Origin of the sequence: Planococcus glaciei (assembly GCF_900099655.1) — a bacterium.
Lineage (GTDB): Bacteria > Bacillota > Bacilli > Bacillales_A > Planococcaceae > Planococcus > Planococcus glaciei.
The window spans coordinates 90056-112519 of the sequence record NZ_FNDC01000005.1 but is presented as its reverse complement, the minus strand read 5'-3'; the positions used below and the strand labels follow the sequence as shown (position 1 = coordinate 112519).

Sequence of the window (22464 nt, the reverse complement as noted above, 5' to 3'; positions counted from 1 at the left end):
CAACATCCAGCTTATTGCTGGGTGTTTTTTATTCGATTGTGCCACTCTTCGGCCAGCATGCCGTAAACGACGTGGTCAACGTAATGGTCGTACAGCCATTCTGCCTGGCGGATGGCGCCTTCCTCTACATAGCCAAGGCGCTCTGGGATGCTGCGGCTTTTCTGGTTGCCGACAGCGGCGCGGATTTCCACTCTGTTCAGCTTCAACTCGTCAAATGCATATTCGGTAAATGCTTTTACGACGCGCGTCATGATGCCGTGCCCTTGATATTGCGGCGCAAGCCAATAGCCGATCGAAGCCGCTTTGTTCGCCTGGCTGATGCTGTTGAAACCGCCCATCCCCACGATTTCCCCTTCAAACAAAATAGCGGCGTTCAAGGTTTTGCCTTCTGCGAAATTGCTTCTGCCTGCTTTAATAAAATCCTGCGTGTCTTCTACTTTCGCAGTGAAATCCACCCACGGAAGCCATTCTTTCAAATACTCGCGCGAGCTGTCCGTCAATTCGAAAATCCGCTCTGCGTCTTTCAGTTCCGGAAGTTTCAACGCCAACTCATCGTCAATTTTATGTATAAACATGCCAATTCCCCCTTAGATTTACTTTATATAGTAGCACAACCGGGTTTATTCGTGCTTGTGAAGTTTTATTCGCGTTGCTCCGTTTTCACTTGAAAAGCAAAAAAAGCAGATTCCAAGTGGTTGCTTGGAATCTGCTTCTTCTCATGCTAACGCCGGAATCCGCTCTTTGTATTTTTCAATCAGTTGATTGTTGTGGCCGTCGGCGCCGTCGATATTGCCGCTGAGGAAAACCGGCGGCTCGAATTCGTTGTCGGCCATTTGCTGGATCGCTTCAGCGAATATGGCGTTCAGGATGGTGGCGCCTACGACGGTCGAAGTCGGACCGAACGGCACTTTGACGTTTTCAGCCTGGAGTACGGCATCGCCCACTACGGAATGGTTATCGATGGCGAGGTCTACCGCATCGTGCAGGTGTTGGCCGCTCCGGTGCCTTGATACCTGGCTGTTGGCGTATTCCAGCGAAGTCAGGCCGATGGTGAATGCACCCGCTTCACGCGCCGCCAATGCGAAATCAATTGGCACAGGATTGCGTCCGGAAGTGGACAATACAAACACCACGTCTTCCGGACGGAAATCCTGCTCTCGCAGCACTTCTTCGGCGTAGTCGTTTCGCCGCTCAAGCTGCGAAGAACGGACTGCGCCTTCATGAAGCATCAGCGGTTCAATGAAAATCGGTTTGACCGGAACGAGCCCGCCTGCCCGGTAAAACACTTCTTCGGTCAGGATGTGGGAATGGCCGCAGCCGAACAGCTGCACAATGCCGCCGTTCTGTATAGCTGCCGCGACTTTTCTTGCCGCTTTGGCCATCGATTCCGCTTCTTGTTCTTCGACAAGCCGCAGCCGTTCGCGTGCTTTTTCAAAATACGCCGTCAGCATGCTTTATCCGCTCCTGTCTTTAAGGAATGCTTACGCACCGAGGCCTTCGCCTACGATGAGTTCGTCGACTGCAGCCATCAATTTTTCTTCGTCTTTGCCGTCTGCAATGATTTTGATTTCCTTGCCTTTTGAAATGCCAAGCGACATGACGCCCATGATGGATTTCATGTTCACTTGCTTGTCTTTAAACTCCAACTTCACTTCAGCTGAGAATGGTGTTACGGTCTGCACAAGGCGTGAAGCCGGGCGGGCGTGAAGGCCCTCGTCGCTTGTAATGGTGTAGTTTTTTTCAATCATGTTGTTCAGTTCTCCTTTGGGTTTGTTTTTAGCGTTGAATTTCGGTAACGAATTTGTAGCGGTCGGCGCGGTAAATGCTGCGGACCACTTCAAACGGCGTGCCGTTTGTTAAATAAGAAATCCGTTCAATGATCAGAATGGCTGCCGGCATGGCGATTTGAAGCAGTTCCGCTTCTTCTTTCCGGACCAGCGCCGCTTCCATGCGCTGGGAAGCATGGCTGATGGATTGCTGGCCGGACTCAATGAGCGAATACAGCGAACCGTCCAATGCCTGTTCGTCAAGAGCCGGAAAAAGTCTGGCCGGCAAGTACGTGCGTTCGAGCGCCATAGGCTTTTCATTGGCGTAGCGGATCCGTTCCACCGTGAACACTTCTTCCCCGGGTTCCAGCTGAAGCTCTGCCGCTATATCTGGCTCCGGCAGCATTTTTTCAAATCGGATGACTTTGTTGCTTGGCGTCAGCCCACGGGCTTTCATATCTTCCGTAAAGCTCGTCAAACCGTTCAGGGGCTGTTCAACTTTCAGGGAAGCGACAAAAGTGCCGCGCCCTTTTTCCCGGTACAACAAGCCTTCGTTCACCAGGTTGGTGATCGACTGGCGGACGGTCATGCGGCTGACGCCAAACTGCTCGGTCAATTCCCGTTCTGACGGAATCGCTGTCCCCACCGCCACTTCGCCGTCTTTGATCCGGCGCTTCAGCTCTTCTTCGATTTGGACATACATCGGGATACGTGATTGTTTATCGAGCACCGCCATCACTGCCTTTCTGGTTCCACCAATTGATAGGCATCCCGGTCTGCAATAAGTGTCACATCATCATGGTTCCATAAATACGAAGCCGGAAAATCTTCGCTTACTTGCTGCTCCATCAGCTTTTTTACTGCCGGGGCTTTTTTCTTCCCGGAAGCGAGCAACAGAATGCGGTCGCTTTTTAAAATCGAAGCGATTCCCATCGTGATCGCATGTGTCGGAACGGCATCCGGCGATTCAAAAAAGCGGGCATTGTTTTTGCGCGTGGATTCATCCAGTTCCACGCAATGCGTCAAACTGCCTTCAGGCGTACCGGGTTCATTGAATCCGATATGGCCGTTCGTGCCCATGCCGAGAATCTGCAGATGCACCGGCCCGATCCGGTCAATCAACGCCTCGTAGCGCTCGCATTCCTCTTCCACGGAACGGGCTTGCCCGTCCGGAAGGTAAGTATTGCGCATCTGGATATTGATGTGTTTGAATAAATTTTCGTACATGAAACTGTGGTAGCTGTTTGGGTGGTTGCGATTCAGCCCTTGGTATTCGTCGAGGTTGATGGTCTTGATCTGCTCATAGGAAACGCTTCGGTTTTTAAACCCCTCAATCATTTTGCCATAAAGGCCGATCGGAGTGGAACCGGTAGCTAGTCCAAGAATCGATTTTGCATTTTTCAAAACTTGCTGTTCCACGATTTCTGCAGCGCGCAGGCTCATTTCATCGTAGTTTTCCACAACAACTACTTTCATGCCAGCCCCTCCTTCTGATACGCAATGGTGCCGCGGCAAATTGTCAGCTGCACATCCAAATGTTCATCGAGAATGACCAAATCCGCATCTTTGCCTCTTTCGATGCTGCCTTTATGGGATAAGCCCAGTTTTTTTGCCGCGTTGTAAGAAGTGATGGCGACCAGTTCCGAAATCGAACAGCCTGTGCAGTTCTGCACATTTTTCATCGCTTCATCCATTGTCAGGATGCTCCCGGCGAGAGCGCCGCTTTCCAGGCGCGCGCCGTTTTCTGTAACGAATACATCTTGTCCGCCCAAATCATACGTACCTGGCTTAAGCCCTTTTGCCCGCATTGCGTCGGTGATCAGGACGAGGCGCTCCGCTCCGATTTGGCGGAACGCCAGCTCTACCGACTTCGGATGGCTGTGAATAAAATCCGCAATGATTTCCACCGACAAGCGTTTGTCCACAAAAGCCGTTCCCACAACCCCCGGTTCCCGGTGATGGAATGCACTCATCTGGTTGTAGAGATGCGTCACGTGGCTTGCGCCAACCGAAATGGCATGCTGCATTTCTTCCCAGGTGCCGTCTGAATGGCCAATGGAAGCAATCACACCCGTTGACGTCACTTCGTCGATAAAGCCATAGCCGCCTTCTGTTTCGGGCGCCATCGTCACGAGCTTTATGCGGTCGCCGCTCAGGCTCTGCCATTTCTGAAACAGTTCAATCGATGGCGGGATGATGTGTTCCACCGGCTGTGCGCCCGGCTGCTTTTTCGAAATGAACGGACCTTCCAGGTGGATGCCCACCATTTCGGCCTGGCCTTCACCCGATTCAAATCCGCTTGCATTTTGAAGTGCTTGAGACACAGCTTCATCGGATTGTGTCATTGTCGTTGCCAAAAAGCTCGTCGTGCCTTCTTTTGGCAAGGCGCCTGCCATGCCGCTCAGCGCTTCCGGCGTCGCGTCCATTGTATCAAAACCTGCTGCACCGTGGATGTGGACATCAATAAATCCAGGAACGAGCGTCCAATCTTTTCCGGCTGCATCAATATGCAGATCTGCTTCTTTTACAAGCGACGGAGCGAGTGCAGCAATTTTTCCGTCTTCCAAGTAGACATCTCCAAGAAACGGTTCGTTTTTTGCATCTGCAATATAAATAGATGAAATCAAGATGGTTTTCTTCATTTTTTGCCTCTCCTTACGAAAAACCAGGAACATCACGGATGAGTTTCCTGGTTTTGTTTTATCGCCCTGTAAGTGCTCTAACTGCAAACAGTGGAGGGGTGAGCTCCACTGTTTTTTCGTTTATTGAATTCTAAGAATGGAAACAGTGCCTTGTTTTTGAGAACCTTTTTTCAGCATTTCCAGTTCCTGGCCCGTTAAGTTGGTGAAAATAACCGGCGTAACTACTGAAGGTGCGTTGGCTCCAAGGTAAGTCAGATCCATTTTCAGCAATGCATCTCCGCGCTGAACCAGCTGGCCTTGTTCCACTAGGGTTTCAAAACCTTCGCCGTTCAGTTTGACCGTATCGAGCCCTACATGGATCAGGATTTCGATGCCGGTATCCGTTTCAATGCCGATGGCGTGCTTCGTCGGGAAAACCGTCACTACGCGGCCGTCAACCGGTGAATGAAGCGTGTTTCCTGATGGCACGATTCCGAATCCTGGCCCCATCATCGCTTTGGCGAACACTTCATCCGGCACTTCGGACAATGGGATGATGTCTCCATCAATCGGCATGCCAAAGTCTTCTGCACGGATCGCTTTCACCATTTCAGGTTCTGTAGACATTTCTTCTTCCGGCACGTTCAAACTTTCAGGTGCCGGGTTGCCATTGGCCAAACGTTTCTTCATGGCGTCTGCCAGGAATTCAACCGCTGTTCCGATGACCACTTGGACGTTTGTTTTATTCACTTTCATAACGCCCATTGCCCCGTGGCGCTTCAATTCTTTTTCATTTACCCGGTCTGCATCTTTCACAGACATGCGAAGGCGCGTTGTGCAATAATCAACTGCTGCGATGTTATCCGCGCCGCCCAATGCTTCAATCGTGTGGTACGCACGGATGTCGATTCCTTTATTGCCTGTATCTGCGTTGCCGTCTTCTGCATCTTCATCTTCACGCCCAGGCGTTTTCAGATCCAATTTGACAATCAGCAAGTAGAAAATGGCAAAGTAGATGACACCGGTTCCAAGTCCCATAACCAAGAGCACCAGCGGATTCTGTGCCAGCCCGTAGTTCAGGACGAAATCGATGGCGCCTGCCGAGAACCCGAAGCCGTGATGGACATCAAGTGCATAAGCGATCATCATCGATACGCCTGTCAATAAAGCATGGACAACATACAACAATGGCGATAAGAACATGAAGGAGAATTCGATCGGTTCAGTGATCCCTGTAAGGAATGACGTGAAACCGATACTGAACAACATCCCGCCAACAATCGCTTTGCGTTCTTTTTTAGCTGCCGCATACATAGCCAAACATGCTGCCGGAAGCCCGAACATCATGATCGGGAAGAAACCGGAAAGGAACGGCCCCGCTGTCGGATCCCCTTTTAGGAAACGGTTGATCTCACCGCGCACGACTTCTCCAGTCGCGTCCGTGAATGTACCAAAATCAAACCAGACAATCGTGTTGATGACGTGGTGAAGGCCTGTTGGCAACAGCAAACGGTTGAAGAAACCATAAGCCCCTACCCCGAACATGCCTGCGTTTAAAATCCAGTCGCCTGCACTGTCGATCAAATCCTGGATCGGCGGCCATGCGTAGCCTAATAGCCCTGCCAGCACCGTCATGGTGGCGGCAGTTATGATTGGAACAAAGCGCCGCCCTCCAAAGAACGCGAGCCAGGCCGGGAATTTCACGTTATAGAATTTATTGTATAATAGCCCGCCGACAATCCCGGAAAGGATTCCGGCAAATACGCCCATATTGATTGATTCATTGATTGTGACAATCGCTGAAGTCAATACGAGATAAGCAATGGCACCCGCAAGAGCCGCCCCGCCGTTGCTGTCATGGGCAAGCCCGAAAGCGATGCCGATGGCAAAAATGATGGCAAGGTTGTCGATGATTCCCGCACCGGCTGCCGATAAGAACGGAATGCCGAGCAAGTCATCCTGGCCAAACCGCAAAAGCAAAGCCGCTGCCGGCAATGTTGCGATCGGGAACATCAATGATTTCCCTATTTTCTGCAGAAAACTGAACAAGTGAATCCACCTCTTTTTTCTTAGTCTTAATTTTTACTATAGAGTTAATATGTATAGATGTCTATACCAATTTAGTGATTTGAGCAAAAAAATGTATGCGTTTTCTTTTTTACATCAGTAAACTAGATACTCATTATAAAACCTCTTTAAGAACAGCTCCGCTAAAAAGAGAAAGGAGCTATCCCCTAGATTAGGGGACAACTCCTCAGGCAGTCGAGAAACTCTCAACTGCCTTAATCATTTCGCTCCAAGTGGACGCTTTCCGCGGGCACGGCCTCCGCCGCTTCCCTCGCTGCGCTCAGTCCAGTGGCTCCAGCTCGCGCTGCTCCCGCAGGAAACAAGGCTGCAAAGCAGACTTGTTTGCGACGAAGCTAGCGCAGCGATGCAGGAGCACAGTGTTTGTCCTCGCCACTTTCCGCTTCATTCTGTTTATTCTTCTGATACAGAGCTATTTTTGTTATAGAGAGTGATAAATGAGGCATTCTTTTATTGATTTCCTCTCTAGATATGGAGCAAATCAGCGGAGACGCCTGCGGGAAAGCGAGACAGCCGAGACCCCGGAGGGAGCGAAGCGACTGAGGAGGCTTGGCGCTCGTCCGCGGCAAGCGCAGCTGGTTTGCGGAATATCGATTATGAAATTATAGCTTCCTATTTATACAGCAAGTAATTCTTTCTGACTTTCTCGAACTCTTTCAGTTCCGGTTTCCATTGTTTTTTCATTTCTTCAACGGTCATGCCATCCTTGATGCCCTGGGCAATCCAGTCGTTGCCGATCAAGTTGTTGAAGAACGCAGTCAATGTAACTTCGCCCGGATACAGATCGTAAATCGTTTTGACGATGTGGAGTCCGGTTTCAACCGGCAGGTATGCGTCACGGTCCGTGATATGGACTTGGATGCCGTGCGACAGTTTGCCGGAGTGTTTCGAGAATGCCGGTGTGAACGAGGCTGCCCGGAAAGCGACGCCCTGCAATTCCAGCGCATTCAATTCTTTTGCCAGTTCGGTGCTGTTGATAAATGGTGCGCCGATGTATTCGAACGGCTTGGTTGTGCCTCTGCCTTCCGATACGTTCGTGCCTTCAATTAAAGCAGTGCCCGGATAAGCAAGTGCCGTTTCAAGTGTCGGCATGTTCGGTGAAGGGGCGACAAATTCCAGCCCGGTTTCATCGTAGAACATATTCCGCTTCCAGCCTTTCATTTTGACGACGGTCAGGTCGGCACCGATGTTGAATTCTTCATTGAACAGTCCAGCCAGTTCGCCGACCGTCATGCCGTGGCGAAGCGGGATCGCGTATTGGCCGACAAATGAAGCGAATTTCGGATCAAGCACCGGCCCTTCCACTTTAACGCCGCCTTGTGGGTTCGGACGGTCAAGCACGATAAACGGAATGCCTTTTTCTTTGGCCGCTTCCATCGCTAGCGCCATCGTATAGATGTACGTATAGAAACGAGTGCCGACGTCCTGGATGTCAAACAGCAGCACGTCAACGCCTTCGAGCATTTCCTGTGTCGGTTTTCTGGTAGAGCCGTATAGGCTGTAAACCGGAAGGCCGGTCACTTCATCGTTATAGAATTCCACGTATTGCCCAGCCTGCGCATCGCCGCGCACGCCGTGTTCCGGCCCGTACAAGGCCGTCAAGTTCACATCGGGATCATTATGCAAAAGGTCCACGATGCTGTTCAAGTCTTTGTCCACGCCGGTCGGATTGGTGATCAACCCGACGTTTTTCCCTTCAATCAAGTGTTTCTGGTCTTCCAGCAGCACTTCAATCCCGATGGCAAATTGGTCTTTTTTGCCTTTGCCGCGGTCTTTCGATTTGCCGTTGCCGTTGTCATGATTGGCGAATGCGATCGAAAGTGTAGATAAAACGAGCATGGCGGTGAGCAGCATTACAATCCATTTTTTCAAAGTCATCTCTCCCTATCCGTTTAGTATGTCAGTCCGTGTCCGTATTCATACAATGTGCCACCTGAGAGATCCGGAATGGTTACCGGCAATTTTCCGGTTGGCGACAATTGCCCTAGAATCGTTGAAGCCATCGCTTCGTAGCTTGCTGTTCGGAAGCTGTATTGCGTCAAATACGCATCCACTTCCGGATAAGCCATAATGTCGTATGGATTTTGGATGCCGACTGCAATGACCGGTGCATCGGTAGAGGCAATGATCTGGTTGGCCATTTTCATTTGACCGCTGTTCGGCGAACGCTGCGATACGGTGGATGTACGCGTTCCGACTACCACTGCTTTTGCCGCTTGGACTTGGGCCAGTTCCTGCTCGGTCAATAAATTATCTTTTTGAATCCAGATGGTGTTGCCATGGCGCGCTTTCAATCCTGCGTACAACTCATCGGAATAGGCATTTCCGACAACCACCACTAAATCTTCGGGATTTGGTGCCAGCGGCAAGACGCCTTCATTTTTCACAAGCGTGATGGATTTTTCCGATGCTTCACGTTCCACTTGCTGGTGTTCTTCCGAGCCAACCACCTGCAGCGCATTCGCTACTTTTTCTTCAACCGGCTTCGGTGTTTCTTCTTTCACAATGCCGCGCTTTAATTTCAATGCCAGGATGCGCTTGACTGAAGCTTCGATGCGGTCTTCGGAAATTTCTCCTGAACGGACTGCTTCGTACAAGCCATTTGCGACACTTTCAAGCCCAACCGGCATGAGGACGATATCGCTTCCGGCATTGACCGCACGGATCACGGCTTCAACCGGTCCGAAATGATCGGCGATCGCCTGCATATTCAAGGCATCGGTGAAAATGACGCCTTCATAGCCCATTTCATCCCGCATCAATTCTGTTAGTACTTTGTGTGAGAGCGTAGCCGGCAACGTGATTTCACTGCCGTCTTTTTTCGAAATGACTTTCGTGCCGTCCACTTTCGGGAACGTCACGTGCGCGGTCATGATGGCATCAATGCCCGCTTCCATCGCTTTTTGGAACGGGTACAGTTCAACTGCTTTCAATCGTTCCAAATCATAGGGCACTTCCGGCAAGCCGATATGGGAATCGGTCGCTGTGTCACCGTGTCCCGGGAAATGCTTCGCAGTTGCAGCTGTTCCGGATGCCTGCAGCCCTTTCGTATAAGCCACTCCCAGTTCTGCGACCAGTTCCGGATTTTCGCCGAATGAACGGACGCCGATGACCGGGTTATCCGGATTGTTGTTGATATCAAATGACGGGGCAAAGTTCATGTTGATGCCAAGAGCGGAAAGCTCTTCGCCAATTGCGTTCCCGACATTCTCCGTAATTTCTGCAGAGCGCGTCGCTCCCAGCGCCATGCTGCCCGGCATATCGGTTCCGGACTGGAGACGCGTCACGATGCCGCCTTCCTGGTCAATCGTCATCAAGAGGCCGTATTTTTCTGCCGCTTCCTGATAGTCCGAGACAAGTTTTGTCGTTTGTTCGGTTGTCACAACGTTCTCACGGAACAAGATGACGCCGCCCAGATGGTATTGCTTCACCAGCTGTTCAATTTCCGGAAGCAGCTGTGTGACGTTTTGCCCTTTCCAGTTTCTGAAATCCGGCATCAGCATCTGGCCGACTTTTTCTTCCATCGTCATGCCGGCTACTGCTTTTTCGATCAAGTTGTAGCGCTCTCCGCCGCTTTTAATTACCGACACCTTTACCGGCGGTTTGCCTTTGCCGGTTTTAGCGGACCCATCCGGCTTCACCTGCACGGCGATTCGATCCGTGTAGCTGCCGTCGGTTACTGTGATAAACGTTTTCCCCGGTTTTCCAAGAACCGTTACAGTACCTTCCGCGTCTACAGAAGCTACGGTTTTATTCGTCGAACTCCATTCCAATCCTTCCGAAGCCCCCAAAAAGTGGCCGTCTTCATACAAATGCACGGCTTTTAATGTGAGCTCCCCGCTGCTGTCGACTTCGACTTCAGGCACGTTTTGAAGAATCACCAAATCGGCCGCAGAATTTTGCGCTTTTGCTGCTCCTGCGCCGGCTGCCAGTGAAGAAACCACCAAGGCGGCGATCACCAGCGGCAAAACCAATAATTTATGAATTTTTTTCATATTCTATCCCCCTCTAACTTAATTGCTGCGTACAGTCCAGTTGTTGTTTTCCGCTTTCGGCTGGATCCGTTTGCCGTCTATCTGGATATTGCCGACGTACCAGCCGCGTCCATTAACGGAAGCGTCGGTTTGGTAACGGAAGCGAAGATGCTTCGTACCTTCCGGCAATTCGATTGAAGTGCGTCCCCATTCGCCGCTTTCACCCGTAAGAGGAGCAGCCGCTTGCGTCCAGTTCACACCATCCGAAGACGTTTCAATAAAACCGAAATCCGAGTTGGCTTCCAGACGATGCCATGAATCGAATGAGGCTGCAGTGGCGCCCGCCGGAACAGCGACTTGCATTTCATTGTTTAATTTATCGCCGTAGCCCGAGAACCAAGCCTCCTGATGTTTTGGCACCGGAGCTGAAATGGTGTCCGCTACCGATCTGGCAAATGCCCGGCGGATGCCGTTTGTCGAAATCGTGCTTCTCGATGGATGCACGCGGTTCGTCAACAGGATGGCAATCGTGTTGTTTTTCCGGTTGATGACGATGCTTGTGCCCGTGTAGCCGGTGTGACCGAATGCCGCTGAATCTGCTAACGCGTCCATGTACCAACCCTGGTTCAGTTCCCAGCCAAGCCCGTGGTCATCTCCCGGAAATTCCGGAATCTGGTTGGTTTCAAGCAGCCGGACCGTTTCCGGTTCCAATATCCGCTTGCCGCCGTATTTGCCATTGTTCAAAAACATATGGGCGAATTTCGCCAGATCCGAAGCTGTAGAGAAAACACCGGCATGTCCCGCAACACCGCCCAAGGACCAGGCGTTTTCATCGTGGACTTCCCCCCATACCATGCCGCGCCCAAGCGCCGGCTGGTATTCCGTTGCCGCGATGCGGTTTTTCAACGACGCAGGCGGGTTGTACATGGTGTCTTTCATGCCGATCGGGTCCGTAATTTCCTCTTTTACAAACTGATCAAGCCGTTTGCCGGAGTATTTCTCGATCAATGCCCCGAGCGTAATCAAGTTCAAATCGCTGTATGTGTAATGGGTGCCCGGCTGATTGGCCAGTGGATAGCGCAGCGCGTATTCGATGCGGTCTTCGCGCGTCTTTCCTTGCTGATAGAGCGGCACCCAGGCGATAAACCCGGACGTGTGCGTCATGAGCTGGCGAATGGTGACTGCTTCTTTGCCGTTCTCTGCAAATTGAGGAAGGTGCAGAGCCACCGGGTCATCCAGTTTAAAATGCCCTTTTTCGTACAGCTTCATCGCCGCAGTCGTCGTAAAAATTTTGCTGATGGAAGCCAAGTCAAAAATCGTGTCTTCTTTCATTTCAATCGGGTTGTCCACCGGAGTAAACTGGTCGTCGGCGTACAGAGATGCATAACCATACGCGTCGTGCTTAACGATATGCCCGCTTCGGGCGACAAACGCGACCGCACCCGGCGTTGTCTTCGCCGTTAAAGCGCTTTCAATTTCAGTGTCAAAACGGTCCAGCGGTTCCTGGATCATGCCCGCCCCTTTCACTGAACCCGGATGGAGTACAGGCGACATCGGACCCGGTTGGTTCCACTGGTTCGCCGGAGCCGCCATTGCCGGTGAAGCGAGAACAGATGTGAAAGCAAGCGAACAAACCAAGGCAGACGACAGGACTTTGAGCTTCGTTCTTTTTTTCATTTCTTTCCTCCCCTTATTCTTTTTTGTATTTATTTACCTCTACTGTCCAATATTATCTGACAATTCTTTTATTGCCCATGCCCCAATAGCTCTGTCTTTAAATGGATTTTGCGCTTTCCATTTTTCGTTCCGTTTATATTTGCTCAGGTTCAGGGGCAGAAGTACGCCTTTTGGAGGAAGAAAATTAGAAATTAAAATTCTTCTTTATACCCATATTAACTGAAATTTCACTCCGGATTTTACATGCTTGAGCAATGTTAAATCTTCCTGCAGAACTCTTCCAATGACATTGACCCTATTGTTTGCCGGCAAGTCTCTTTTTGTGATTTGCATCTCGCCCTTGTAGCGGCCGTAGCGTTCATTGTCGATTGTAATGCTGCCGGTTGGCCGTTCAATGGTGTGTTCCGGTGCCAGCTGCCATGTGCCGAACAAGCCGTATTCCCTTGACTCCATCGAACGGACGCAGTCTCTTGCCGCATCCATCCGGTTGGTTTGGACCAGACCGGCTGTTTCTAGCAAAGCCTGATTTTCGGTCAGCTTCTTTGCACGCAATTGGAGGACACCTTGCTCATAAGCAGCGAATTGCGCCAGGCTTTCTTCGCTGAGTGTGATATCGCCCACCAAAATCTTATCCACCAGCCCGCTTTTTTCGAATGCCACATACGCCGCAAATGGCGAAACGCTGCGATGCTCTTCCAAAGTGGGCAGTCCTTCGAATAAAGGCCACCGGCGCTTGCCATCTCCCGGTATAAAGGCCATGACCGCCAAGCCTTCGCTTTTCAGCCACTCATTTACTTCATAGAAATCTTGCGTATCCAACCCGGTTTCGGGCCGCGGATAGAAATTATGCCAAGCTTCAACCGCTTCTGTCCGAAGGCCAGCTGCTTTTAAACGTGCTAATCCTTCTTGCGTTAAGGTGCTGGCATTCAAGGCGATTTTCATTTTCCCAGACAGCTCAGCAATCGTGTCCTCTTTGATGCCGTAGTCGATCCGGAGCCCGGTGACTCCCCATTCCACTAAGCCTTCAGCATTGTCCCAAGTGAATCCGAGATGCCCCAGCGATTTCGGCGAAATGTCCGCCATCAATTCCATGTCGTATGCCCGCGCCAGTACTCCCAGCTCCCGCAGCCTTTCCTTATACAACGACGGGTCTTCTTCCGGGATGTGCAGCGACGTGAAAATTGCACTGAATCCGAGCTTTCGGACCCTTTGAATATATGGCTCGAGGTCTTTCGGCGAGCCTTCTCCTAAATAAACTGATATGCCGCGCATGCTATTCCTCCTTTTGGCTAAAGAAAAAAAGGGAGAACTGGTTCTCCCTTTTTGGTTGTCTTACTCTTATGTTTTTCATGGTGTGTAGTATATGAAGGGCCGCTTTCACTTTTCTAGTGTCCAGCTCCAGCGGCCAGCCCCTCGAGGTCGCTTCGGTTTTGTCTTGAATGGCAAAGTACGCCATTCCTGCCAAACCCTCCAGCGCTTGTCGGGGCTAGATGGCCGCCTCCGCTTTTCTAGATCCCTTCTGCCATTCTCTCTTTGAATCCAAACAAATACGTGAAGATAAATCCAAAGACGTACGAAACAACGAGCCCCAGGAAGTACCAGATGTACTTGCTGTCAGCGATCAGTGGGATCAAGGAGATGCCCGATACGCCGATGCCTTGCGCCGCCGTGTGCATCACTGCCTGGAAGGCACCGCCGAATGCTGCACCCATACAAGCGGTGATGAACGGACGCCCAAGCGGCAAGGTGACACCGTACAGCAACGGCTCTCCGATTCCAAGGATTCCAACCGGCAATGCGCCTTTGATGATATTGCGTAAACGCTGGTTTTTCGTTTTCACGTAAATGGCAATCGTGCCGCCGACTTGCCCCGCACCTGCCATTGCCAAGATCGGCAATAACGCCGTGCTGCCGAACGTGTTCATCAATTCCACGTGAATCGGCGTCAACCCGTGGTGAAGCCCGAGCATAACAAGCGGCAGGAAGAATGCTGCCAAGACGCCGCCGGCTACCACTCCGCCGACATCAAGCGCTGAAATCAACCCGGTAGTAATGATGTCGCTCAATACACCGGCAACTGGAACAATCGCATACAAAGAAATAAATCCAACTACAAGAACCGTAATTAATGGTGTAAAAAGAATATCAATCGAACTGTGCATGACAGAACGCACTTTCTTTTCAACAAAAGTCATCAGCCAAGCTGCAAAAATGACTCCGAACAATCCGCCGCGCCCGACGACGAGCGGTTCCCCGTAAATCGTAATATCCGCCAATAACGGATTGAACAAAATACCCCCGGCAATTGCACCAAGCACCGGCGTACCGCCGAATTCTTTCGCTGTGTTCCAACCGACTAAAATAGCCAAGTATGTAAAGACCGTGCTTCCCAGCAGCAATAAAATCTGCATATACGTTGCTGTTTCATCCACTCCGGCGTTTTTAGCGAAGTTCGCTGCACCGTTGATAATCCCCGAAGCAATCAAACCAGGAATCAGCGGAATAAAGATATTGCCGACTCTGCGCAAAAACATCTTGAACGGCGTTTTGTTTTTTTGCTTCATTTTTTCGCGGTCGAGTTCCGCTTTTTCGCTGAAATCCATATCGCCTTCGTTGACAGCCGCTTCTTCCCCGATTGCAAGCCCTGTTTCATTGCTCATTTCAGCTGCGACTTTATTGACCGTTCCGGGTCCTACCACGATTTGAAGCGTGTCGTCTTCAACGACGCCCATTACGCCGTCAATTCGTTTTAAGTCATTGATATTCGCTTTGCTGTCGTCTTTCAGCGACAACCGCAAACGCGTCATACAGTGGGCTACCCGTTGGATATTCTCTTTTCCCCCGACTTGCTTAAGAATATCCTGCGCCATTTTTTGTTCTTTTTTCATACTGTCCCCCCGCTCTCCCATTGTGTTATAAAGCTTTTCTTACAAAACCGCCAGCTGTTTCCAGCTTCTCAGCCGCTTCTTCTTTTGAGCAATCCAATAAAATCATGACGATGGCCGTTTTGACATGGCGATCAGCTTTTTCGTAAAAACGCTCCGCTGTTTCATAATCCACTTGCGTAGCATCCATAATAATACGCTTCGAACGCTCAATCAGTTTTTTGTTGGTCGCCTGCACATCCACCATCAAATTTCCGTAAGCTTTGCCGACGCCGATCATCGAAGCTGTTGAAATCATGTTCAATACGAGCTTTTGGGCCGTTCCGGCTTTTAAACGCGTAGAACCGGTCAAGACTTCCGGACCTGTCTCGATTTCAATCGCAATTTGCGCATACCGGCTGATTTCCGATTCCGTATTGCAGGAAATGGCTACCGTTTTCGCGCCTACTTCACTTGCATACTCCAGCGCCCCGATTACATAAGGCGTTCTGCCGCTTGCTGCAATGCCGACCACCGTGTCTTTTTCCGTTAAGGAAACTTTTTTCAATTCTTCCTTGGCAAGAGACGGGTTGTCTTCCACTCCTTCTTGAGCCATTGTGAACGCTTCCATTCCACCCGCTAAGAAACCTTGCACGACATCCGGCGAGACGCCAAAAGTCGGTACACACTCCACTGCATCCAAAATGCCAAGACGTCCGCTTGTGCCTGCCCCTACATAAATCAGCCGGCCGCCAGCATGGAACGATTTGATCACTGCTTGCACCGCTTGTTCAATGCGGTCTATCTCCTTGGCAATCGCACCTGGAACCGTCTGGTCTTCCCGGTTCATCGTTTCAAGGATTTCCAGCGTCGACATTTCATCCAGCTTCATCGTGTCGTCATTTCTTTTCTCTGTAGACAAATTCTCTAACATCGGCTCATCCTTTATTTGGTTATTTCTTGACTTTATTGTACCCTTAAGAAATTCCATGTCAATATAAATTATCTAAATTATGAATTTTAATTTCATAAATAAAAAATATAAAAGAGCTGATTTCTCAGCTCTCAAACTGTAGACAAAATCTAGATGAGATGTATAGTGATGCATAAAACCAACTGGACCGGTTGGAGCTTCTCTTTGATTCATTAGTGAATGTGAATTGAATCCAATTTCAAGTTTAAACAAACATCTTTATGAGGAAAAGCGGCGCCGCTTAATAGCCTTCATGTTTAGGATCCGGAGTGGAAGCCGGCGACTCCTGCGGGATAGCGAAGTGCCGAAATCCACTTGGAACGCTAGTTCCGAGTTAGTTCGGCGCGAGCCCGCGGAACGCGTCCGGCTGAAACGGAGGATCCGGAATGTCCAGTTGTATGTTAATTCATCTCTCAAGTATAAAAATTCTTTTGTCTACAAGCTCAGAGCTGATTTCTCAGCTCTCTTTACCTTCTCAAACTTTCCATCTCACTGCGGGCGTCGTAGTACTGCTGCAGCACTTTTTCGCCGAGGTGGTGGAAAACGCTCATATAAAGGGTGTCGACCACGGTGAGTTGGGTCATCCGGGAAGCGATGCTGCCGCTCCGGAAATCCTGTTCAACGTTTGGTGTACACAGCCGGATGTCCGCTTCTTTATAAAGCGGCGATTTGTTCAAGTTCGTAATGGCAATCACTTTTGCGCCTCTTTTTTTCGCAAAGCGCGACAGTTCCAGCACGTCTTTTGTCCGCCCCGACATGCTAATTGCGACAAACACGTCGTTTTCCGTCAGATGCGGAATCAATGACAGCATGTAATGGAAATCCAGCGAAGTGATGGACTGATAGCCGAGCCGCATGAATTTGTACTGGGCATCCACAGCCGCCGTCGAAGAACCGCCGACGCCGAAAAAGACGATTTTTTTCGCATCTTTCATCGCTTCGACCGCTTTCACCAATTCTTTCCGGTCCATCGAATCTGAACAGGATTCAATGGCCGACTTGTTGACGTGGATGACTTTATGGAATAAATCATATGGGGAATCTTTCTGCTGAAGCACCGAAAAGTCCGTCAGGTTCGTATCGGTCAGGGTCAGGTCTTTCATGAGCGCCAATTTGAAGGATTTGAAGCTTCCCATGCCGATCGATTTGCAGAAGCGGATGATGGTCGCTTCGCTCACGCCCGCTTTTTCCGACAGTTCTTTTGTGGTCATATGCGGAATGGCATCCGGCTGCTGGATGATGTATTCGCCGATGCGCCGTTCCGCTGCCGACAATTGCTCCAGGTCGAGTTCAATTTTTGTAAGTAACGATTTCATTGCATATCTCCCAACTGCTTTTTGTTATGGTGTGTGCCACTTTCATTGAATATTATAGGAGAATGATTTTTCCCGCAATCAAGAACTTCCTGCACGCTCCTGTTTTTAAATCCAGCTTTTAAGTTTCCGGGTCCCTCTCTTCCATGAGATGACTCCTAAACTTTCAACGTAATTTAGAACCGTCCGGTTTTTAAGAACAAGATAAAAAGCCCGTTCTGCTTGGAGCAGAACGGGCCTCTTTATTAAATGAACAAGCTGAGCAATAGAACCACGCCAAGACCGACCAGAGAAGTGGTCAACAGCAGAAGGCCCCATGTTCTGAATGTTTCTTTGATCGATAAGTTGAAGTACTCTTTGAACAGCCAGAACGAAGCATCGTTGACATGTGTAATCGTGTTGCTTCCGGCAGCTGTTGCGAGCACCATCAATACCGGGTTTACATCAAAAGTATCGATTAGTGGACCAACAATTCCTGCAGCGGTAATAGCGGATACCACGCCTGTACCTGTTGCAATGCGCAGAATGGCGGTAATGAGCCACGCCATAATAAGCGGCGAAACGCTGGTATTCTGCATCATGCCGGCGATGAAATCGCCGACGCCGGAATCCAGGATGATTTGTTTGAAGGCACCACCGGCACCGACAATCAGGATGATCATCGCGATGCTTTGGATGGCGCTTGAGAACGAATCCATAACTTCATGCATTTTGCGTCCGCGGCGAAGGCCGAATACATAAATCGCAACCAGCACAGCTAAAAGCAAACTGATTTCGGCACTGCCGATGAAGTTAACGATGTCGTGCGTCAAAGAACCTTCTACGATAAAGTAATTGATGATTGTTGCACTGGTTATAATGATTGCTGGCAATAACGGAACCAAAATACTGATGGCAAATCCAGGCATTTCATCGTCGCTGAATTCTTTTGGCTTTTTCAAAAGAGGTGGAACCGGCTTGTCCAGATTGCGCAGCAATCTCGGCAAGATGACACCTGCGGCAATAACTGCCGGGATAAATACCACGACGCCGAGTATGTACACCATCCCCATATCTGCGCCGTATGCTGCAACAAGTGCGGTCGGGCCAGGTTGTGGCGGGAATAGGCTATGGGCCATTGTGGCCGCAGCAACCATCGTGATTCCAAGGCGCATATATGAAACTTTTGCTTCAATTGCAATACTGATGACAAGCGGCGCTAAAATGATGAACGCGACTTCATAGAACACGGAAATCCCGAAGATTCCGCCGACGATCAGGATTGCCCATTCGATGTTCTTCACACCGAATTTCTTCAACAAGGTAGAAGCTACGCGCTGGGCAGCTCCAGAGTCGACCATCAACTTACCGAGTACGGCACCCAGTCCGATGATCAATGCCAAACTTCCGAGTGTCCCGCCGAAGCCGGCTTTGATTGATTCGATGACATCCGGCAATCTGAGGCCGTTTAAAATTCCGACAAAAATTGCAGAAATCAATAACGCAAGGAAACTGTTCAGTTTCACTTTCATGTTCAAGAACAACAGCAAGGCTACGCCCAGCGCTACCGAGATAATCGGCAGCTTATCAATAAACCATTCCATTCCTATTCCCACCTATTCTAAAACAAAAAACCCGTTTCCAATCAAATTAACAAGAACCTCTCTTAATCAAGCTAGGCTGCAATCGATGTATGGCAGTTTTGGCTGTTTTGTTTTCTGATTTGATTTGTTCCAGCAGCAATTCTGTAGCTTTATCGGCCATATCGATTGCCGGCTGGGTGACCACCGTAAGCGGCGGTGTATAAAAACTGGCGAAGGCTACTTCATCGATGCCGATAACAGCAACATCATCGGGTATGACCAGTTGATGTTCTTTCATGTATTTCAGCACTTCGAGCAGAACTCTGTCATTCCCGGCAAGTATCGCTTCTGGAGGGCTTTCCAATGCAAAAAGCTTTTTCAACTCATTTTGGATATTGGCTGCATCAGCTGTCCGGATGTATTCTTCCCGGACCGGAATTCCATGTGCTTCGAGTGCCTGCCGGTAACCTTCAATCCGTTCCACACGCGGACTCGTGTTGCGGATGATGGAAGTTGTAATAATGGAAATCCTCTTGTAATCGCTTTCAACAAAAGCATCAATCGCCAATTTTGAAGCCTGATGGTTATCGAGCATGACGGTATTGACTTCAAGTCCATCAATTTTCCGGTCCATGAAGACGACAGGAAAATTCTGCTTGTTCATTTGTTCGTAAAGATCCAAATTGCCGCCTGTCGGAAAAATGATGAGGCCGTCGACTTGTTTGGCCAGCAGCATCTCGATATAATTCCGTTCTTTTTCCGGCTCATCGTCTGCATTGCAGATAATGATATGGAACCCGTTGGCATTGAAATTGTTTTCAATGGCCCGCAGAATCTGCGTTGAAAACGAGTGAAGAATGTTGGCGACGATGACCCCTACCGTATACGTCGATTTCTGTTTTAGGCTGCGGGCGATGCTATTCGGGTGGTAGTTCAGTTCTTCAATAGCTGCCTCAATTCGTTGGCGCGTACTTTCACTCATGTATTCATAGCGCTTGTTCAAATACTGGGAGACGGTGCTTTTGGATACTTTCGCTTGTTCCGCTACTTGGGCAATGGTTATATTTTTCGCCATAAGCTTAAACCCCCGAATAGGCCATAAAGCCGCCATCGACTGCCAGAGTGGTACCGGTTACAAATGAAGAATACGACTCATCCACCAGGAACAACAAGGCGCCCAGCAAATCTTCAGGCTGGCCAAAGCGCTTCATCGGAGTCGCTGCCAGGATTTTTTGTGAACGGGCAGTCAGGTTGCCGTCTGCATCGACCAATAAGTCTTTGTTTTGGGTCGTTTTGAAAAATCCGGGAGCAATGGCGTTGACGCGCAAACCGGTTTCTGCAAAATGGACTGCCATCCACATGGTGAAATTATTGATCGACGCTTTCGCCGCACTGTATGCCGGAATCTTTGTCAAAGGTGCATACGAACTCATGGAGGAAAGATTGACAATGGCAGGAGCCTCACTTTTCAGCAATTCTTTTCCGAACACTTGGCAAGCCAAAAATGTGCCTGTAAAATTGAGCGAAAAAACATTGCTGAATCCGCTTTCTTCCAAATCGAAGAACGATTTCCCTTCCGCCTCTTCTTCGTGAAGTTCGGGTCCGGTAATGGCATCGGCGTGGTTGCCGCCTGCGCCATTGATCAAGATATCGACTTTGCCGAATGCTTTCAGTACGGCGTCTTTTGCGCTTTCCAGTTCACTGCGGTTTAAAACATCGGCTTGGATCGCCAGCGCCTTGCCGCCTGCTTCAGTAATTTCCTTGGCGACGGTTTCGCCTTTTTCAGCGGTCCGGTTGATCACTGCGACGCTGACGCCTTGGCGCGCCAGTTCACGTGCCATTTCGGAACACAATACACCGCTGCCGCCTGTGATGACCGCAACGCGGCCTTTCAGGTTTTCATGAATGGGAATCATCGGGACTCCTCCGTTCTTTTTGTTTCGTAAGCATCCCATAAGCCGAGCAGGTACATGATGCCGAGTGCCCGATCGTATAAGCCGTATCCCGGACGGCATACTTCGCCCCAAATGTGGCGGCCATGGTCAGGCCGTACATAGCCTGTGTAATTTTGTTCATGCAATGCTTTGACTACACCTTTGACATCGATTGAGCCGTCTTGTGTGTAATGGGAAGTTTCCGTAAAATCACCGTTGTCGTAGATTTTTACATTGCGGATATGGGCGAATGGCGAACGGCTTGCATATTTCTCGGCAATTTCCACCATATTGTTGGAAGGGCTCGCTCCCATTGAACCTGTGCACATCGTAAATGCATTGGATGGCGAATCCGAAATTTCAATCAATTTCTCATAGCTTGCTGCCCCTGTGATAATGCGCGGCAGACCAAAGATTGAAAACGGCGGATCGTCCGGATGGATTGCCATTTGGATGCCGGCTTCTTCTGCAACGGGAATGATTTCTTTCAAGAAATATGCTAAGTTTTCCCACAGTTTGGCTTCATCGATTTCTTTGTACGCATCGAACAGTTCGGTGATGCGATCCAGTTTTTCCGGTTCCCAGCCTGGCAGCGTCAAATCAGACGCTTCGCTGACTTCCCGTACCAGTTCTTTTGGATCGATGTTGTCCACTTTCGCTTTTTCAAAGAACAGCGCCGTTGAACCGTCTTCAAGCGGATGGAACATCTCAGTGCGCGTCCAGTCGAAGATCGGCATAAAGTTATAGCAAATCACTTTTATGCCAAACTCCGCCAAGTTGCGGATTGATTCTTTGTAGTTTTCAATGTAGCGGCCGCGTTCTGCATTGCCCAGTTTGATGGATTCGTGGACGTTGACGCTTTCTACGACATCTATGTGGAACCCGTGAGATTTGATGTATTCTACTTCATCTTTGATTTCTTCTTTTGTCCAGATTTCTCCGGCCGGCTTGTTATGAAGTGCCCAGACGATGCCTTTGACGCCTGGAATTTGTTTGATGTGTTCTAAGGTTACGGTGTCGTTGCCTCTGCCGTACCAGCGAAATGTCATGTTCATCGGTGCCACTCCTTTTTATTGCGCGCTTTGCTGCATGTATTTTTGGCTCAATTCGACAGCGGCGTCAAATCCGCCGGCTGCGTATGCTTTGTTCAAATCACTGCCGATTCCGACTGCCACTGCTCCAGCCGATAACCAGTCTTGAATGTTGTTCAAGTTAATTCCGCCGGTCGGCATGATGCGCACGTGCGGAAGCGGTCCATTGACTGATTTGATGAAGGAAGGTGTGAAATTGTTCGCCGGGAACAATTTAATGATGTCGCTGCCGGATTCCAGAGCTTTCACCATCTCACGGATGGTCATACAGCCAGGCAAATACGGGATGCCGTAGCGGTTGCACACGGTCGCAATTTCTTCGTTGAAGTGGGGGCTGACTACAAATTTAGCCCCTGCTAAAATCGCGTGGCGCGCAGTCTCCGGATCCAGGACAGTTCCTGCACCAAGCAGGACGTCTTCTTCCGCCAAAGCTTCAAAAACCTTCTGCACGTGGGGCGTCGTATACGTCAATTCGATGGCTGGAATGCCGCCCTGCACTGCCGCTTTCGATAAGGTGATCGCCTCTTCTGCATCGCCGCCGCGGATCACTGCCACCACTTTTGTTTCAGTAAGCCGGGATAAAACTTCGTGTTTCAACATCTGG

At 49.9% G+C, this 22464-nt stretch carries 19 protein-coding genes; all 19 read right to left on the bottom strand.

Going from position 1 to position 22464, the window contains the following annotated elements; all coding sequences use genetic code 11:
• Positions 1-11: 11 nt before the first annotated feature.
• The 19 genes from BLQ32_RS08455 to BLQ32_RS08360 all read right to left on the bottom strand — a co-directional run bounded on the left by BLQ32_RS08455 (position 12) and on the right by BLQ32_RS08360 (position 22460).
• A complete protein-coding gene (locus tag BLQ32_RS08455) occupies positions 12-575 on the bottom strand; it encodes a GNAT family N-acetyltransferase (protein ID WP_074510008.1) in 564 nt (187 codons plus the stop codon).
• Positions 576-716: 141 nt separating this feature from the next.
• A complete protein-coding gene (locus BLQ32_RS08450; RefSeq protein ID WP_074510007.1) occupies positions 717-1451 on the bottom strand; it encodes an SIS domain-containing protein in 735 nt (244 codons plus the stop codon).
• A gap of 30 nt (positions 1452-1481) precedes the next feature.
• Positions 1482-1748, bottom strand: a complete 267-nt coding sequence (locus BLQ32_RS08445) for a phosphocarrier protein HPr (protein ID WP_036802232.1) — start codon at positions 1746-1748, stop codon at positions 1482-1484.
• A 28-nt stretch (positions 1749-1776) separates the two neighbouring features.
• A complete protein-coding gene (locus BLQ32_RS08440) occupies positions 1777-2496 on the bottom strand; it encodes a GntR family transcriptional regulator (RefSeq protein WP_053166204.1) in 720 nt (239 codons plus the stop codon).
• 5 nt (positions 2497-2501) lie between these two features.
• Entirely contained in the window at positions 2502-3242 is a 741-nt protein-coding gene (nagB, locus tag BLQ32_RS08435; protein WP_053166159.1) for a glucosamine-6-phosphate deaminase, read from the bottom strand.
• On the bottom strand, positions 3239-4408 hold the full coding sequence (nagA, locus tag BLQ32_RS08430) for an N-acetylglucosamine-6-phosphate deacetylase (protein ID WP_036802228.1): 1170 nt from the start codon (positions 4406-4408) through the stop codon (positions 3239-3241). The genes nagB and nagA overlap by 4 nt, the downstream gene beginning before the upstream one ends.
• A 120-nt stretch (positions 4409-4528) precedes the next feature.
• A complete protein-coding gene (gene nagE / locus BLQ32_RS08425; protein WP_074510006.1) occupies positions 4529-6436 on the bottom strand; it encodes an N-acetylglucosamine-specific PTS transporter subunit IIBC in 1908 nt (635 codons plus the stop codon).
• Between the two features lie 648 nt (positions 6437-7084).
• Positions 7085-8344 (bottom strand): exo-beta-N-acetylmuramidase NamZ family protein, encoded by a 1260-nt coding sequence (locus BLQ32_RS08420; RefSeq protein WP_074510005.1) that lies wholly within the window; start codon positions 8342-8344, stop codon positions 7085-7087.
• A gap of 20 nt (positions 8345-8364) precedes the next feature.
• Positions 8365-10467, bottom strand: a complete 2103-nt coding sequence (locus BLQ32_RS08415) for a glycoside hydrolase family 3 protein (protein ID WP_074510004.1) — start codon at positions 10465-10467, stop codon at positions 8365-8367.
• Positions 10468-10485: 18 nt separating this feature from the next.
• Entirely contained in the window at positions 10486-12123 is a 1638-nt protein-coding gene (locus BLQ32_RS08410; protein ID WP_074510003.1) for a serine hydrolase domain-containing protein, read from the bottom strand.
• A 204-nt stretch (positions 12124-12327) separates the two neighbouring features.
• The gene (locus BLQ32_RS08405) at positions 12328-13395 is read right to left on the bottom strand and encodes a DUF871 domain-containing protein (protein WP_074510002.1); all 1068 of its coding nucleotides are present in this window, start codon (positions 13393-13395) and stop codon (positions 12328-12330) included.
• Between the two features lie 236 nt (positions 13396-13631).
• Entirely contained in the window at positions 13632-15011 is a 1380-nt protein-coding gene (locus tag BLQ32_RS08395; RefSeq protein WP_036802222.1) for a PTS transporter subunit EIIC, read from the bottom strand.
• A gap of 25 nt (positions 15012-15036) precedes the next feature.
• Positions 15037-15921 carry an N-acetylmuramic acid 6-phosphate etherase gene (gene murQ, locus BLQ32_RS08390; protein ID WP_074510000.1) on the bottom strand — a complete coding sequence of 295 codons (885 nt, stop codon included), beginning with the start codon at positions 15919-15921 and terminating at the stop codon, positions 15037-15039.
• Positions 15922-16427: 506 nt separating this feature from the next.
• Positions 16428-17276 (bottom strand): MurR/RpiR family transcriptional regulator, encoded by an 849-nt coding sequence (locus BLQ32_RS08385; protein WP_036802085.1) that lies wholly within the window; start codon positions 17274-17276, stop codon positions 16428-16430.
• 242 nt (positions 17277-17518) lie between these two features.
• Positions 17519-18856 (bottom strand): gluconate:H+ symporter, encoded by a 1338-nt coding sequence (locus BLQ32_RS08380; protein ID WP_074509999.1) that lies wholly within the window; start codon positions 18854-18856, stop codon positions 17519-17521.
• Between the two features lie 46 nt (positions 18857-18902).
• A complete protein-coding gene (locus tag BLQ32_RS08375) occupies positions 18903-19910 on the bottom strand; it encodes a LacI family DNA-binding transcriptional regulator (RefSeq protein WP_074509998.1) in 1008 nt (335 codons plus the stop codon).
• 4 nt (positions 19911-19914) lie between these two features.
• Positions 19915-20751, bottom strand: coding sequence for an SDR family oxidoreductase (locus BLQ32_RS08370; RefSeq protein ID WP_074509997.1), 837 nt, complete (start codon positions 20749-20751; stop codon positions 19915-19917).
• Complete coding sequence (gene uxuA, locus BLQ32_RS08365) at positions 20748-21824, bottom strand: mannonate dehydratase (RefSeq protein ID WP_074509996.1); 1077 nt, start codon at positions 21822-21824, stop codon at positions 20748-20750. The genes BLQ32_RS08370 and uxuA overlap by 4 nt, the downstream gene beginning before the upstream one ends.
• Positions 21825-21839: 15 nt before the next feature.
• On the bottom strand, positions 21840-22460 hold the full coding sequence (locus BLQ32_RS08360) for a bifunctional 2-keto-4-hydroxyglutarate aldolase/2-keto-3-deoxy-6-phosphogluconate aldolase (RefSeq protein WP_074509995.1): 621 nt from the start codon (positions 22458-22460) through the stop codon (positions 21840-21842).
• Positions 22461-22464 lie beyond the last annotated feature (4 nt).